The sequence below is a fragment of the Rugamonas sp. GW822-FHT03B10 genome (assembly GCF_058801745.1).
The window spans coordinates 44,302-58,879 of record NZ_JBXANP010000014.1; the positions used below are offsets into that span (position 1 = coordinate 44,302).

At 64.7% G+C, this 14,578-nt stretch carries 14 protein-coding genes; 9 read left to right on the forward strand and 5 right to left on the reverse strand.

From position 1 onward, the window contains the following. Positions 1-6: 6 nt before the first annotated feature. Positions 7-2,526: a chemotaxis protein CheW gene (locus AC1RQG_RS20225; RefSeq protein WP_493133972.1), complete on the forward strand. Its 2,520-nt coding sequence runs from the start codon at positions 7-9 to the stop codon at positions 2,524-2,526. 70 nt (positions 2,527-2,596) lie between these two features. Here AC1RQG_RS20225 and AC1RQG_RS20230 read toward each other — a convergent pair whose 3' ends face one another. Genes AC1RQG_RS20230 through AC1RQG_RS20240 form a run of 3 tightly spaced genes read right to left on the reverse strand, consistent with a single transcriptional unit; the run spans position 2,597 to position 5,215 of the window. Continuing rightward, the gene (locus AC1RQG_RS20230; RefSeq protein WP_493134087.1) at positions 2,597-3,526 is read right to left on the reverse strand and encodes a diacylglycerol kinase catalytic domain-containing protein; all 930 of its coding nucleotides are present in this window, start codon (positions 3,524-3,526) and stop codon (positions 2,597-2,599) included. Positions 3,527-3,531: 5 nt separating this feature from the next. Then, positions 3,532-4,548: an SPFH domain-containing protein gene (locus AC1RQG_RS20235; protein ID WP_493133974.1), complete on the reverse strand. Its 1,017-nt coding sequence runs from the start codon at positions 4,546-4,548 to the stop codon at positions 3,532-3,534. Position 4,549: 1 nt separating this feature from the next. Next, positions 4,550-5,215, reverse strand: coding sequence for an NUDIX hydrolase (locus AC1RQG_RS20240; protein WP_493133976.1), 666 nt, complete (start codon positions 5,213-5,215; stop codon positions 4,550-4,552). A 127-nt stretch (positions 5,216-5,342) separates the two neighbouring features. Here AC1RQG_RS20240 and AC1RQG_RS20245 point away from each other — a divergent pair, with 127 nt between their 5' ends. Genes AC1RQG_RS20245 through AC1RQG_RS20260 form a run of 4 tightly spaced genes read left to right on the forward strand, consistent with a single transcriptional unit; the run spans position 5,343 to position 10,158 of the window. Beyond that, positions 5,343-6,197, forward strand: a complete 855-nt coding sequence (locus AC1RQG_RS20245; protein ID WP_493133978.1) for a cysteine hydrolase family protein — start codon at positions 5,343-5,345, stop codon at positions 6,195-6,197. Positions 6,198-6,218: 21 nt separating this feature from the next. Next, positions 6,219-7,409: a nicotinate phosphoribosyltransferase gene (gene pncB / locus AC1RQG_RS20250; protein ID WP_493133980.1), complete on the forward strand. Its 1,191-nt coding sequence runs from the start codon at positions 6,219-6,221 to the stop codon at positions 7,407-7,409. A gap of 15 nt (positions 7,410-7,424) precedes the next feature. Continuing rightward, positions 7,425-9,104: an NAD+ synthase gene (locus tag AC1RQG_RS20255; protein ID WP_493133982.1), complete on the forward strand. Its 1,680-nt coding sequence runs from the start codon at positions 7,425-7,427 to the stop codon at positions 9,102-9,104. 13 nt (positions 9,105-9,117) lie between these two features. Continuing rightward, positions 9,118-10,158, forward strand: coding sequence for a bifunctional nicotinamide-nucleotide adenylyltransferase/Nudix hydroxylase (locus tag AC1RQG_RS20260; RefSeq protein ID WP_493133984.1), 1,041 nt, complete (start codon positions 9,118-9,120; stop codon positions 10,156-10,158). On the opposite strand, the gene AC1RQG_RS20265 is transcribed toward AC1RQG_RS20260, so the two are convergent. After that, entirely contained in the window at positions 10,113-10,787 is a 675-nt protein-coding gene (locus AC1RQG_RS20265; protein WP_493133986.1) for an LOG family protein, read from the reverse strand. The two genes, AC1RQG_RS20260 and AC1RQG_RS20265, sit on opposite strands and share 46 nt — an antisense overlap. A 127-nt stretch (positions 10,788-10,914) precedes the next feature. Here AC1RQG_RS20265 and AC1RQG_RS20270 point away from each other — a divergent pair, with 127 nt between their 5' ends. Together AC1RQG_RS20270 and AC1RQG_RS20275 are read left to right on the forward strand one after the other, a co-directional pair. Beyond that, a complete protein-coding gene (locus AC1RQG_RS20270) occupies positions 10,915-11,805 on the forward strand; it encodes a LysR substrate-binding domain-containing protein (RefSeq protein WP_493133988.1) in 891 nt (296 codons plus the stop codon). 214 nt (positions 11,806-12,019) lie between these two features. Then, positions 12,020-12,742: a substrate-binding periplasmic protein gene (locus AC1RQG_RS20275; RefSeq protein ID WP_493133990.1), complete on the forward strand. Its 723-nt coding sequence runs from the start codon at positions 12,020-12,022 to the stop codon at positions 12,740-12,742. On the opposite strand, the gene AC1RQG_RS20280 is transcribed toward AC1RQG_RS20275, so the two are convergent. Beyond that, a complete protein-coding gene (locus AC1RQG_RS20280; protein ID WP_493133992.1) occupies positions 12,733-13,521 on the reverse strand; it encodes a M48 family metalloprotease in 789 nt (262 codons plus the stop codon). The two genes, AC1RQG_RS20275 and AC1RQG_RS20280, sit on opposite strands and share 10 nt — an antisense overlap. On the opposite strand from AC1RQG_RS20280, the gene AC1RQG_RS20285 reads away from it, so the two are divergent. Both AC1RQG_RS20285 and AC1RQG_RS20290 read left to right on the forward strand, forming a co-directional pair. Then, a complete protein-coding gene (locus tag AC1RQG_RS20285; protein WP_493133994.1) occupies positions 13,516-13,773 on the forward strand; it encodes a hypothetical protein in 258 nt (85 codons plus the stop codon). The two genes, AC1RQG_RS20280 and AC1RQG_RS20285, sit on opposite strands and share 6 nt — an antisense overlap. Positions 13,774-13,831: 58 nt before the next feature. After that, positions 13,832-14,443 (forward strand): OmpW/AlkL family protein, encoded by a 612-nt coding sequence (locus AC1RQG_RS20290; protein WP_493133996.1) that lies wholly within the window; start codon positions 13,832-13,834, stop codon positions 14,441-14,443. Positions 14,444-14,578 lie beyond the last annotated feature (135 nt).

The window sequence follows — 14,578 nt, forward strand, 5'->3', positions numbered from 1 at the left end:
ATGAACATGAACCTGCCCTTTCCGGTCGACCGATTCCTGCCCTACATGCCCGATGTCGGCCGATGCGAACGGTCGCTGCACGAACTGAATCTGATGTGGCGCATGATCGAGGCCTCGGCCAAGATGAATTGCCCGAACGAGGCCGAGACGATACTGCCGACCGTGATGGCGACGCGCGCCGGCTTCAGCCAGCTGGAGCAGGAGCTGGTGGCGGGCCTGGCGCGCGAAAAGACCAACACGGTGCTGGCCGAGATGGCGACCAAGTCCCAGTACATCATCGAGATCGTGGTGCGCAACCTGTACGAGCGCACGGCGGACGTGGGCTTTCTCGCCACCGACCACGAGCTGTGCGCGTTTGCAGCGGGCCTGCACGGAGAGGCCGGCAACGACGTCGAGCGCGTGCGCGCGCGGCTGCGCTCCTATCGCGACAAGTATTCGGTCTACGATGAAATCATCCTGCTCGCGCCCGATGGCGCGGTGCTGGCGCAGATCGACGACGCCAGCCCGATCACGCGCAGCGACGATCCGCTGATCGCGGCCACCCTGTCCTGCGACAGCCACGTCGAAACCTTCCGCGCCAGCGACCTGCGGCCGGGAAAACGCAAGGCGCTGATCTACTCGCGCCGCATGCACCATCCGACCACCGGCGCCGTGGTCGGCGTGTTGTGCCTGTGCTTCCATTTCGAGGAGGAGATGGCGCGCATCTTCCACACCCACCGCGACCACACGGAGCGGGCCCTGATGCTGCTGCTGGACGCCGACGGCGCCGTGATCGCCAGCGCCGATCCGCTCTGGATCCCGCTGGGCGCCACCGTGCCGGTCAACCGCCGGGGCAGCCCCACCCTGATGAAGCACGCCGGCCGCGACTATCTGGTGCGCACCGCCGTCTCGCCCGGCTACCAGGGCTATCCCGGCCCGGACGGCTGGCAGGGTCAGGTCATGGTGCCGGTGGACGTGGCCTTCGGCAGTTTGGACAGCGACGTGCTGGCCGGCCTGGCGCCGGAATGGGCCGAGGGCCTGCTGTCGCACGCGCGCTCGTTCTGCCCGCCCCTGCACGAGATCGTCGGGGCGGCCGAGATGGTGCGCCGCGTGGTCTGGAACGGGCAGGTGATGAGTTCGGGCCAGGAGGGCGACTCGGCGCGGCTGCAGAGCGTGCTGGAGCAGATCAGCGAAACCGGCGCGCGCAGCAACGCGCTGTTCGCCGATTCGATCGACGAGCTGTTCGAAACCGTGCTGGCGGCCGGACTGCGCGACGCCGAGTTCGCGTCCCATCTGATGGTCGATCTGCTGGACCGCAACCTGTACGAGCGCGCCAACGACTGCCGCTGGTGGGCGCTGTCGCCGGAACTACGGCGCTTGCTGGCCGGCGACCTGCCCGACCGCGCCGCGCGCATCGCCAACGTGCTGGAATACATCCACGGTCTCTACACCGTCTATTCCTCGCTGGTGGTCTATGACGTGGAAGGCAAGGTGGTAGCCAGCTCCGGCCCCTGCCCGGCGACGGCGATCGATGCGGATACGCTGGCCGCCGTGCTGGCGCTGCGCACGGAGCAGGACTACCACGTCACGCCGTTCGCGCCATCGCCGCTCTACGATGGCCGGCCCACCTACGTCTACCACGCCGCGATCCGCGCGCCCGGGCAGGACCAGGCCGTGATCGGCGGCATCGGCATCGTGTTCGACGCGGCGACGGAATTCGAGGCGATGCTGCGCGGGGCCTTGGGCGGCCGGGCCAACCTGCACGCCTGCTTCATCGAACGCTCGGGCACCATCATCGCCAGCACCGATCCGGCGCGGCCGGTCGGGGCCACCTTCGAGATCGCGCCCCATCTGGCGGCCATGGAGAATGGCCGCAGCGGCTCCTGCCTGCTGACGCACGATCAGCACTACGCGCTGCTGGGCTGCACCGTGTCGCACGGCTATCGCGAGTTCAAGGTGTCGGACGGTTATCCGGCCGACGTGCTGGCCGTGGTGGTGCAATCGTTCGGCGCCGTGCGCGCCGGGGGCGCGGCCGGCACGGCGCGGCCCCGGATGTTGTCGGCGCCGGCCGGCGGCGGGCACGGTGCGGAGTTCGCCACCTTCTTCGTCGGCGAATCGCTGTACGCCATGAGCGCGGCCGGTGTGTACGAGGCCCGCACGGCATCGAAGCTGACGCCCGTCTCGATGGGCGGCGGGGCGGCATGCATCGGCATACTGGAACTGGACGGGGCCGGCAAGGACGACGCGGGTCATGTGTGGGTGTACGACCTGGGCTTCGTCCTGTCCGGCCGCAGCACCGAAATCGATGGCCGTTCGCAGGTGGTGGTGGTGCGCCACGGCGAACGCACCGTGGGCTTGTTGGTGAGCGAATTGCATGGCGTGGCCAAATTCGGCGACGACGACCTGATCGCGCTGCCGCTGGCGGGCCAGGACGGGCGCACGCTGGTCACGCGCATCATCAAGGCGTATGGGGGGGAAGTGTTGATACAACTGATCGACATCACCTCCCTGTTCGGCTTGCTGGAATATGGGGAGGCGAGCTGTTAGCCGGCCCGGGCAGGGCGGTATGCGGCGCAGTCAGCCGCGAGGCGCGGATTCAAGCGGTCGACGCGACACTTCAGATGACGAGGCAACCCGACTTTTCCGCGATGGACAAGGACACGGTCATGCCGGCGTTGAACTCGAGGTAGTCTGATTCGATCCCGTCGCTGAAAATAACGCCATTTTCCGCCATCGCGGATTCCAGTGTCAGGTGGCGCTGCTCGTCGATGATCCCGCTGACGAGGGAGGCCGACGAGGTCTTGCTCGTGAACGGTTCCCTGACCGCGAAATGCAGATACCGCGCATCCCACGGCGTCGGCGCATGCCGGTCCGCGCCGGATGCGCACTCCTCGGTGATGGCCAGGGCACCGGTGCGCACGCTTCGGAGCCACCCGGTGGAGCCGAGCCCGGTCGACACGATGATGCCACTCGACGATTGCCGTTCCTCCTGCGCACCGACGCGGATCGTATAGCGCGCGGAGGTATGCGACTTCGGGCCAATAAAAATATCGTTGACGCCGTAAAGCACCTGACCGCCGCTGAGCGACGCCTTCGCCATGGTGACTTCTTGCGTCTTAAACCGGCCGGCAAGCAGGGAGGGAAGGCGCTTGGCCAGGTCGCCGACCCGCCAAGGCAGCAGGACACCATCCCATCGCGCAGGCTCCGGATTCACGCCAAGCAGCGGCTGACCATCGAGGTATTTCATGGTGTTGGCCACCAGCCCGTCCTGACCGATCGCAATGACGATGTCCTTGGGGCCGAAGATGAAATTCGGCAGGAAACTGCGTTCGACCTGATGGACCCGTCCAAGGCGGTGAAGCACTGCCGTCGCTTCGTGGATGGCTGCCTGGTAGATCTCATGCTCGTGGACATAGTCCATAAAATCGGCGCCCAGGTGCTCGATATAGAACTTGGCCTGGCTGATCGTGTTGTGGCGCGCGACGAGCTCTTCCAGGCGCGTCCTGCGCGTCACGACCACGAGCTTGGTTTCGGTGCGAGGGCCCATGGCGTTCACGCTTTTGTCGCCATCACCTCGCGCAGCAGGTCGGGGGTGACGTTCAACTGGCCGATCTTGCCGGCCTTTTCCGCCAGCTCCTGGAACGCGAGCGCGATCATATGCCCGGGCTGCATACCCGAGACAGCGAGCGCCTGTACCGTCTTCGGATCGACGCCGGCATACGCCTGCAGCAACGCGGACACGGCGTACGCTTTCACGTCCGATTCACGCTTGACGTTGTCCATCGACAGGGCGACCAGGTCGGTGTTCTTGGCTTCGAGCGCGATCTTCGCCTCCATGTCGGACTGCTGCAGCGCGTGCCTGCGCTGCTGGATACTGCGCTCCGCATCCATCTGCGTCTCCCGGATCTGACGCTTCTTCGCCTCCACGGCGATTTCCGTGTTCAGTTCGTTCTCCTTGATGCGGCGCTCCTGCTCCACCGCGGCATTGCGGCGCGCGTACACCGCTTCGTCCGCCTCGCGCAGGATTTGCTCGCGCGCCTGCGCCTCCAGTGCACGCGCCGTCTCGGGCGTCGGTCGAATGGCAAGGAACGACAGCCCTAGGATTTCAATCCCGAGCGTTTCTAATTCCGGGTTCGCCTTGATCGCATCAATAACGAGTTGGGCGAGCCGGTCCGTGGCTTTGAGCGCGTCGCGCAACGGCAGGTTCTGCACGCCCTTGCGGGTGGCGACCTTGAGCAGGTTGACGACGCGCTGCGGCAGTTTTTGCGGGTCCTCCGAAATGTACTGCTGCGTCACCGGATTGATGGAGAAATCGAGCAAGCCACCGATGCGTTTGGGATCGGCGATGCGATAGGTCACCTGTCCCTGTACCGTCATCGTCTGGAAATCGGACGACGCCTCTTCAAAAATGAAGGGGACATCTTCGCTGCTGGTCGGTACCGCGACCATGGCGGTGGTGGGCGCGTAGTAGAAGAACGCCAGACCGATGCCTTCGCGTTTCACGGTCCCGTTCTTGTATTGCAAAACGTAGGTCGTTGGTTGAAATTTGATAAATTTCACGTTAAACATTTCACAATCCCCTTTCGATCAAGGTGAGCCGGTCATGGAGTTCCGGCTTGAGGCGATACAGCTGGGCGGGCCGATGGGCGCCGCCGGCGGAAAAGGCGCCTTCGATGGGCTCGAGCATGTCCATTTCCGTCATCTTGCGGCGGAAGCTCACCTTGTTCAGTGGCTCGCCCATCAAGGCTTCATAAACGCGCTGCAACTGGGGCAGCGTGAAGGATTCCCCCGCCAGGTAGCAAGGCAGCGACGAGTACTGGCTCTTGCTGCGCAACCGCGCCACGGCGGTATCCACAACGGTCCGGTGGTCGAAGGGGAGGTTGAGTGGCCGGTCCACGCTGGCCAGTTTCACGTCCTCGTGTCCGGCCTTGGCGATGACATCGTGTGGCACCAAAGCGTAGTACACCACCGAGACCGACCAGCCGCGCGGGTCGCGCGCGGGACCCGAGAAGGTCGCGAGCTGTTCCAGGTAGGGTGGTTCGATGCCGGTCTTGGTGGCAAGCACGCGCAAGGCCGCTTCCTGGGTGTCGGCATCCTCATCCGGGTGGATGAAACCGCCGGGAAGGGCGAGGACGCCCTTGAATGGTTCCCGGTCGCGCTTGAGGAGCGCCACCCGCAGGGAATTGTCCTGGAGCGTGAGCAGTACGACATCGACGGTGCAAATGACTTGTTGCATGGCTGACCTGTTAGTTTCTGTGTGGATCTAAGTGTTTTTCTTCCCCATGTACAGAGCATAGCATACTTAGTTGCCTTTTTAAACTAAGCGTATTACACTTGAGACACAACATCGAAAGGGAACCGCCATGAAAAGCCAACTTCACCTGCTTGTGATTGATCCCCAAAATGATTTCTGCGACCTGCCGGCGAGCTATTGCCAGGGTGGCGAGGTCGCGCCAGCCCTCCCCGTCAGCGGTGCCCATGCCGACATGCAGCGTGTCGCCGGCCTGATCACGCAAGGGATGCATGGTCTTGCCGGCATCACGGTCACGCTGGACTCCCATCATCGATTCGACATCGCGCATCCAACGTTCTGGGCGAAAGAAGAAGGCGACGCCGTCCCCCCCTTCACGGAGATCGTCGCAGCCGATGTGCGCGCCGGCCGCTACCAGCCGCGCGACCCACGCGTGTTGACGCAAACGCTGGCTTATCTGGATGCCCTCGAGTCCACTGGCCGCTATCGCCTGATGGTATGGCCGGTGCACTGCGAAATCGGCTCTTGGGGCCATAACGTGCATGACGACGTGCGCGCCGCCTACAACCGCTGGGAGGACGCTGCCTGCGGCGTCGTCGGCAAGGTCAGCAAGGGCACCAACCCGTGGACCGAACACTACTCCGCTGTCATGGCGGAGGTCCCGGACGCCGCCGATCCGGAAACGCAACTGAACAAGAAATTGGTGGAAACGCTGCGCGCGGCGGACAAGGTCTTCATCACCGGCGAGGCCGGCAGCCACTGCGTGAAGGCGACCACCGAGCACCTGGCCTGGCAATTCGGCCCCCACGATGCCGCCAAGCTGGTGCTGGTGACGGACTGCATGAGCCCCGTGACCGGCTTTGAAGCCCAATACGACGCCTTCGTGCACGACATGATCGGGCGCGGCGTCCAGTTGGCGACGTCCGCCGATGTGCTTCCTGAATTGCTGGCCAACGCCACCCGTTAACTCAACCAAGCGAGAAGAAGAATGAAACCCGTTGTTCGCAGCCTGTTGGAAAACGACCTTTACAAGTTCACGATGTGGCAGGCGCTTCTGCGCAGCCATCCCGATGCGCACGCCGAATACCTTTTCGTCTGCCGCAATACGCCGGCGTATCCGCTGGCCGAACTCGCTGGCGATGTGAATCGGGAACTCGACCACCTGTGCTCCCTGTCGTTCGCGGACGACGAACTGGCCTACCTGCGCGAACTGCGCTACGTCAAGGCATCGTTCGTCGACTTCCTGACGATCTTCCGCTTCCAGCGCCGCTTCATCTCGGTCGAAACGGCGGGCGATACCCTCGTCATCCGGGCCAAGGGCCCGCAAGTGCATGTGATGGGATTCGAGATCTATGTGCTCTACATCGTCAACGAGCTGTATTTCCGTCGCTTCGACCAACAGGCGGCCATGACGGAGGGCCGCAAGCGGCTCGCGGACAAGATCGCGCTGCTGCGCACATTCGGCGCTGAGCCGGCTCGCCGCACCCCGTTCCAGTTTTTCGACTTTGGCGCGCGGCGCCGGTTCTCGGGCGAATGGCACGAAGAAGTCGTTGCCACTCTGGCGCGTGAGGTCCCGGAGTTCTTCAAGGGGACGTCGAACGTCTACCTCGCCAAGAAGTACGGCCTGGTCCCGATCGGCACCATGGCCCACGAATACTTGCAATCGTTCCAGTCTTTCGGCGTGCGCTTGCGCGATTTCCAGAAAGCCGCGCTCGAAGGTTGGGTACAGGAATACCGGGGCGACTTGGGCGTGGCCCTCACCGACGTGGTTGGCATGGATGCCTTCCTGGCAGATTTCGATCTCTACTTCGCGAAACTCTTCGATGGTTTGCGCCACGATTCCGGCGATCCCATCGAATGGGGTGAGAAGGCGATCGCCCACTATAACAAGCTGCGCCTCGATCCCGCGACCAAACGACTGGTGTTCTCGGACGGACTCGACCTGCCTGCGGCGTTCGCACTGTACCGGCATTTCGCCGACCGCATCGTGACCGGCTTCGGCGTCGGCACCAACCTCTCCAATGACGTCGGGATCGCACCGCTGAACATCGTGATGAAACTCATGACCTGCAACGGCCAGCCAGTCGCCAAACTGTCCGATTCTCCCGGCAAGACGCTGTGCACCGACGAGACCTTCCTAGCCTATCTGCGCCAGGTATTCCAGCACCAGGCTGCCTGATACACGGAGAACAAGATGCTCAAACTCGCTTTAGCGCAGACCAACCCGACCGTCGGGGATTTCGACGGGAACACGTCCGAGATGGTGCGCCGCATGCTGCAGGCGGCCGGCGAGGGCGCCGATATGGTGATCTTTCCGGAGCTGTCCGTCTCCGGCTACTACCCTGGCGACCTGCTCGAAGATGCGCGTTTCCTCGACAAGAACGCGCGCGCTGTCGAACGCGTCCTCGCCGCGTCGCGCGAATGCCCGGGCCTCGTGGCGGTGTTCGGTACGGTGCGGCGCCGGTCCGGACCGGGCAAGCCGCTGTACAACGCCTTGCTCGCCGCGCGGGACGGCGTGGTGGTCGCGGAGTATTACAAACAGCTGCTGCCAACCTATGGCATCTTTGATGAGCGCCGCCATTTCGAGCCCGGGCCCGAGCGCGCATGTGTCCTTGACGTTGCCGGCCACCGCGTGGGATTCCTCATCTGCGAAGATGGCTGGAACGATGAAGGACGGGACTATGCTGTCAACCCGTTCGCGGCACTGGCCGCCGCAAGACCGGCGCTGGTCGTGAGCATCAATGCCAGTCCGGCGAATATGGGAAAGCGCCTCCAGCGCCACACGATGTTCGCGGCAGCGGCCCGGAACAACGGTCTGCCCATCCTCTACCTGAACCAGGTCGGTGGACAGGACCAGCTGGTCTTCGACGGCGCCTCGTTCGCGGTGTCGCCGGACCAGGGCGTTGCCTTCGAGGCGGCGCGGTATGCAGAGGATTTCAGCGTCATCGGATTCGAGGATGGCCGATTCATCGCGGACGCAGCCGGTGTACTGGATGAGGAGCGCGTGGAATCGATGCGCTGCCAAATTGTGCTGGGGCTGCGCGACTATGCCCGCCGCTGCGGCTTTAAGAGCGTGGTGGTCGGCTCGTCCGGCGGTATCGACTCGGCCTTGACACTGGCGCTGGCAGTGGAAGCGCTGGGCGCCGAGAACGTGACCGCCATTACGATGCCATCGGCATATTCGAGCGAGGGTTCCGTGTCGGATTCCGTCACCCTCTGCGGCAATCTCGGCATCCGCCTGCTGACGCATCCGATCCGCGACCTGGTCGAACAATATGGCGGCGGGTTCACATCGGCGTTTGACCAACCCCTGCAGGGGCTGACGCTGGAAAACCTGCAGGCGCGCGTGCGCGGCACGATCCTGATGGAGTATTCCAACGCGTTCGGCACACTGCTGCTAACGACAGGAAACAAGAGCGAAATATCGGTAGGCTATTGCACGCTGTATGGTGACACCAACGGCGGCCTGGGTTTGATCGGCGACCTGTACAAGACCGAGGTCTATGCGCTGTCGCGGCATATCAATGTCCGCGCCGGGCGCGAGATCATTCCCGAAGCGGTGCTGGCCAAGCCCCCCTCCGCCGAGCTGGCGCCGGACCAGAAGGACACCGACAGTCTGCCACCCTACGAGGTGTTGGATGAAATTCTCAAGTGGCACATCGAAGGGGAACGCTTGCCGGTCGAAGAATATTTGGCGTGCCAGCGATTCGTCGACACCATTGTGCAAACGGACAATGGCCGAACCCTCGTTGACCGTATCCTTGGCATGGTGGCGCGGAACGAATATAAACGCAGACAGGCGCCGCCGATTATCCGTGTCCGCGCGCGCGCGTTTGGCACAGGCCGCCAGATGCCGATCGCAGCGAAGTACTGAGAAGGAAACAACCATGGATACCCACCGCAATCAAATCGGCGTTCTCATCGGCCGGTTCCAGCCCTTCCACAATGGGCATGCCTTGCTCCTCCAGCGGGCACTGGAGACGGCGCAGCGCGTGATCATCGTGCTCGGCACCTCATTCCACGCGCGCAGTCCCAAGAACCCGTTCACCTGGCAGGAGCGGGCCGCGATGATAGCCGCGACCTTGCGCGAAGGCGATCGGGAGCGCGTGAGCTATGTCGCCGTGCGCGACTACTACGATGATCGTCGTTGGGCCAATGCCGTGCAAAAGGCGGTGACCGCCAGCGCCGCGCCATCCGACAAGATCGTCCTGGTCGGCTACTTCAAAGACAGCTCCAGCTACTATTTGAACCTGTTTCCGCACTGGGAACTGCGCACCGTGGACAATCCGCCGGACATCGATGCGACCCGCATCCGCCAGGTGTTGTTCGAAGCGGAGGATGTCGAGGTGTCGCTGAGCGCCGTGGCGGAGTGGCTGCCCAGACCGGTACGCCAATACCTGAAGGCATGGACCATCCTCGGGCACTATCCAACACTGGTGGAGGATCACCGCAAGATCTGCGCATATCGCGACGCCTGGAAGGCCGCGCCTTACGCTCCGGTTTTCGTGACGGTGGACGCTGTGGTCAAGACCCGGGAGCATGTCCTGCTCGTGCAGCGCAAGGGATTCCCCGGGAAGGGGCAGTGGGCGCTCCCGGGCGGCTTCCTTGACCAGCATGAAAGGCTGCTCGAAGGCGCCGTACGTGAGTTGCAGGAGGAGACCGAAATTGGCCTGCTCCCTTCCACACTAGTCGATGCGCTGGTGGATGTGAAGGTATTTGATCATCCGCGCCGTAGCCTGCGTGGGCGGACCATCACCCATGCGCACTTGTTCGACCTGAAGATGGACAGCATGCCGGAGGTGCAGGCGGCCGATGATGCCGCACTGGCGAAATGGGTCCCGTTCAACGAGCTCCTCGCGATGGAGGATCAGTTCTTCGAAGATCACTTCCACATTCTTGACGAATTCCTGCACCTGACCGAGGACTGATCGGCGGCCCGTCCGTTCCGCATGGCGACCAGCGGAACTTGGCCGCCGATATGGCTGGCAACGGCCTCCGCGTCATCCAGTACGGTTATTTCACCGAGTTCACCCGGATTGATCAGGCCCGCCAGCTCCAGCCGTTCGCGCATCCATCCCAGCAAGCCCTGCCAGAACTGCGATCCCACCAGGACCACGGGCACCTTGGTCATCTTCCGGGTCTGCATCAACGTCAGCATCTCGAACAATTCGTCGAGCGTGCCCATGCCGCCGGGCATCACGACGAAGGCGGCCGAACACTTGGCGAACGCCAGCTTGCGCGTGGTGAAGTTGTCGAAGACCAGGGAAATGTCCTGGTAGGTGTCGTCCAGCGGCTCGAACGGCAGGGCGATATTGAAGCCTACCGTCTGGCTGGCCCCGGCGCTGGCGCCCTCGTTCGCCGCGCGCATGATGCCGGGGCCGCCACCGGAGATGACGGTGTATCCCTGGTTCGACAGGCGCTCGGCGATGCCATAGGCAAGCCGATACATCTCGCTTCCCGGCGCGATCCTGGCGCTGCCGAATATGCTCACAGCGGTGCCGATGCGGCCCAGCGTCTGTTCGATACAGTCAAGTTCCTTCAGTATGGTCGCGTGCATGTGTTTGCTGGTAAAAGAGCGAGTTGGATGCGATGAAACATTTGCAAGATAACATTCTAGCGTCAGTTATTCATCCGTCGTCACGAAATTAATGCACAATGGCTGCAAATAAATTTCACAGCCAGCCATGCGCCGCCTACCGCCATTACGGGCCATCCAGAGTTTCGAGGCCGCCGCCGACCATGCCAGTTTCAGCCGGGCCGCCACCGCCCTGTGCGTCACGCACAGCGCCATCAGCCACCAGATCCGCTCGCTCGAGGAGTGGCTGGGGAAGGCGTTGTTCGTCCGTCACAACGGCGGCGTGCGCCTGACGCCGGAGGGGGAGCAGTTGAAGATCGCGTGCAGCGCCGCGTTCTCGCGGCTGGAGGACGCGTGCGCGCGCATCCGCGCGCCGGCACAGGAGCGCAAGCTGACCATCGCCTGTTCGGCCAGTTTCCTGACCCACTGGCTGCTGCCGCGCATCGAGCGCTTCGCGCGCCAGCAGCCGGCGCTGGTGCTCAATTTCCAGACCAGCGCCGACGTCGACGCCCTGCGCTCGCAGCGGGTCGACGCGCTGATCGTCAGCGGCCTGGCCCCGGCGGCGGCCGACATCGAGGCCACCCGCCTGGCCGCCGACGCCATCGGGCCCGTGTGCGCGCCGAACTGGCCCAACCCGCCGCGCACGCCGCAGGACCTGCTGACGCTGCCGCTGTTCCACGCCACGTCGCGCCGGGACGCGTGGAACGAGTGGGCCGGCATGGCCGGCGTCCACGCCAACCTGCGCCACGGCCAGACGCTGGACAGCCTGTCGCTGACCATCGAGGCGGCGCGCAGCGGCCTCGGCGTCGCCATCACGCCCCGGCTGCTGGTGCAGCGCGATCTGGAGGCGGGGCGGCTGATCGCCCCGCTGGGCTTCATCGAGGCCGAGCGCGCGACCTTCCTCTACCTGAGCACGGCACGCCGCAGCCAGCCGGACATCGCCGCGTTCCGCCAGTGGCTGGTGCAGGAAGCGGAAAGCGATGCGCCACCGCTGATCTGAGCCGCGCCCCCCTCTCGCCCGCCCGCCATCACGCGGGACGGCCAGACGCGGCACGCGGCCCGGCGGACCATTGACCGACGCCGTCACAAAATTGACACCCGTACCTGCGGAGCGGCGGCGCCTGTCGTAGAATGGCCGCTATTCCATGCTGCTCGCTTGCGTGCCCCTGTAAGCGATCCGCCCCCACCCAACATTGCACGGAGGCGAACCGCCCATGCTTCGGCAATTCCTGTGTCTGCTTGCCACCCTGTTGTTGTTCCCTGCCGCCCATGCGGCGGCCGGCGAGATCGTCATGATCGCGCCCACCGACCTGACCATGCCGCTGGTGCAGTTCCGCGACGGCAAACTGAATGGCGGCATCCTGAAGGACCTGGGCGACGCGCTGGCCCAACGGCTGGGCCGGCAGGCCAGCTACCTGAGCGTGGACGTGGACGGCGTCACCCCCACCCTGACCCAGGGCCGCGCCGACGGCATCTGCTACGTGCTGCCGTTCTGGATCGATGGCGACTACCAGTGGAGCCGGCCGCTGATCCCGGACGCCGAACTGGTGGTCGCGCGCGAGGGCGCGCCGCCGATCCGCTCGCTGGCCGACCTGCGCGACCGCCCGATCGGCACCGTGACCGGCTACCGCTACCCGCGCGTGGAGCAGGTGCTGGGCAAGCAGTTCTTCCGCACCGAGTCGCCCAATATGGACAAGAATCTGCGCCGGCTGATGGCGGGCGAGGTGCAGTACACCATCATGGTGCAGTCCACCATGGCCTACCTGACCCGCAACGACAAGACGCTGCGGCTGCGGCCCGACCTGGTGTTCTCCACCTTCAAGGCGCAATGCGCGTTCTCGCGCAAGTCCGGCATCCCGTTCCAGGACATCAGCCGCGCCCTCGACACGCTGGCCGACGACGGCAGCGTGGAGCGCATCCTGGCGCGCTACCGCTGAACCGGCGGCGCGGCCAGCGTGGTGGCCAGCGCGCGCGCCGCCCGCCAGCGGCTGGCCGGCGCCGGATGGTCGTCGCTGTCGAGGTAAGGGCGGCCGCTGGCGCGCATCATCTTGCGGTAGTACAGCGCCAGCCGCTCGGGCGGCCAGCCGGCGCGCGCGGCCAGCAGCAGGCCGGCATGGTCGGCCTGCGCCTCCTGCTCCAGGTTCAGCGGCGCCAGCCTGGCCATCAGCGCCGCGTCGTGGTCGACCGCGTCCACCAGCGCCTCGAACGACCGCCCGGCCCGGGCCGGCTCCAGCGCCAGCGCCTGTTCCAGTTCCCGTAAATTGTGGCGCAGCGCGGCGTGCGCGATTTCATGGGCCAGCAGCATGGCCAGTTCCGGATCGGACAAGTCGAGCCGCTCGACGTAGGCCTGGCTGACGAGGATTTTGCCGCCGGCCATGCAATCGGCGTCCTGCTCCGGGTCCGACGTGGCGTGCACCTCCCAGCGCCAGGCCGCCGTTTCCGGATAGTCGCGCGCGGCCTGCGCGATCAGGCCGGCCGCCACGCGCCGCACGCGGGCGGTGAAGCCGGGCGCCGGATCGAGCTGCCCGGCCGCGTCGAGCGCGGCGACGCGGTCCGCGTACACTGCGGCCGCCTGCGCCGCCACGCGCGCCTGCGTGAGCGGCAGCTGCTGCGGCGGCGGCTGGGCGGCCGCCGGCCCGGCCAGCAGCGCCAGCACTGCCAGCATAGCCAGCAACCGCGCCGAGCGCCGTCCAGGCAGGGGGAGGAAAGCATGCATGTCAGCCGCCGGTGGGAAGGATACCTGTCCATGGTAGGCCAGCTGACGCGGATCGACAACGTTGGCGAACCCACCAGCGTCTGGGTGCTGGTAGCGCCCGAGCCGGAGCCGGGCCGCGTCGCCGTCAGTACCCGCACATCGACGATTGATTACCCATCCAACAAAATATATTCGTCAAATCAAGGCGCGCGCACGCCGCGTCCGCTATACCTTCTTGTCCCGGACAATTTTGACTTAGATCAAAGTTTCTGACGCACTGCACCAATAGACTGATTGCGTTACTTCAATGAAACAAAGAGAGGAAATACAAATGCAAAAGTCTGCAGCAGCAATCATTCTGGTCTCCCTCGGCATGCTGGCCGGTAACGCCATGGCGGAAGAAAGCCCATGGCTGGTGCGTGTGCGCGCCGTGCACATCGACCCGGCCAACAAGTCCGACCCGGTCGGCGGCGTAGGCGCATCGGACCGCATCGATGTCAGCTCGAAGACCATTCCCGAAGTGGACATCTCCTATTTCTTCAACCGCAACGTGTCGGCCGAACTGGTGCTGACCTACCCGCAAAAGCATGACGTGAGCCTGGACGGCGCCAACATCGGCACCTTCAAGCACCTGCCGCCCACGCTGCTGGCCCAGTACCACTTCATGCCCGACGCGCAGCTGAACCCGTACGTCGGCGCCGGTGTCAACTACACCAACATCAGCAAGGTCGATCTGCTGAACGGCGCTGGCGGCCTTGAGCACAAGAGCTTCGGCCTGGCCCTGCAAGCGGGCGTGGACTACAAGATCGACAAGAACTGGTCGCTCAACTTCGACGTGAAGAAAGTGCAGATCCGCAGCGACGTGTTCGTCAGCGGCGCCAAGGTCAGCAACGTGCAAATCGACCCATGGCTGGTCGGCGTGGGCGTGGGCTACCGCTTCTAAGCCTGCGCTCCGGCCGGTTCGCGCCGCCATCGCGGCGCGAACCGCCAACGCCGCGCCCGGCCGATCATCGGCCGCGCGCGGCGTCGTTTTTTCTCCGCCGCGCTTCCCTGCCCCCCGTCCCATCCCCTCCCCGGA

Bases quoted from the DNA above. Each gene is read 5' to 3' on its own strand.
- AC1RQG_RS20225 (WP_493133972.1), top strand. From the start codon at position 7: ATGAACCTGCCCTTTCCGGTCGACCGATTCCTGCCCTACATGCCCGAT.
- AC1RQG_RS20230 (WP_493134087.1), bottom strand. From the start codon at position 3,526: ATGGGCCCTCGCACCGAAACCAAGCTCGTGGTCGTGACGCGCAGGACG.
- AC1RQG_RS20235 (WP_493133974.1), bottom strand. From the start codon at position 4,548: ATGTTTAACGTGAAATTTATCAAATTTCAACCAACGACCTACGTTTTG.
- AC1RQG_RS20240 (WP_493133976.1), bottom strand. From the start codon at position 5,215: ATGCAACAAGTCATTTGCACCGTCGATGTCGTACTGCTCACGCTCCAG.
- AC1RQG_RS20245 (WP_493133978.1), top strand. From the start codon at position 5,343: ATGAAAAGCCAACTTCACCTGCTTGTGATTGATCCCCAAAATGATTTC.
- pncB (WP_493133980.1), top strand. From the start codon at position 6,219: ATGAAACCCGTTGTTCGCAGCCTGTTGGAAAACGACCTTTACAAGTTC.
- AC1RQG_RS20255 (WP_493133982.1), top strand. From the start codon at position 7,425: ATGCTCAAACTCGCTTTAGCGCAGACCAACCCGACCGTCGGGGATTTC.
- AC1RQG_RS20260 (WP_493133984.1), top strand. From the start codon at position 9,118: ATGGATACCCACCGCAATCAAATCGGCGTTCTCATCGGCCGGTTCCAG.
- AC1RQG_RS20265 (WP_493133986.1), bottom strand. From the start codon at position 10,787: ATGCACGCGACCATACTGAAGGAACTTGACTGTATCGAACAGACGCTG.
- AC1RQG_RS20270 (WP_493133988.1), top strand. From the start codon at position 10,915: ATGCGCCGCCTACCGCCATTACGGGCCATCCAGAGTTTCGAGGCCGCC.
- AC1RQG_RS20275 (WP_493133990.1), top strand. From the start codon at position 12,020: ATGCTTCGGCAATTCCTGTGTCTGCTTGCCACCCTGTTGTTGTTCCCT.
- AC1RQG_RS20285 (WP_493133994.1), top strand. From the start codon at position 13,516: ATGCATGTCAGCCGCCGGTGGGAAGGATACCTGTCCATGGTAGGCCAG.
- AC1RQG_RS20280 (WP_493133992.1), bottom strand. From the start codon at position 13,521: ATGCATGCTTTCCTCCCCCTGCCTGGACGGCGCTCGGCGCGGTTGCTG.
- AC1RQG_RS20290 (WP_493133996.1), top strand. From the start codon at position 13,832: ATGCAAAAGTCTGCAGCAGCAATCATTCTGGTCTCCCTCGGCATGCTG.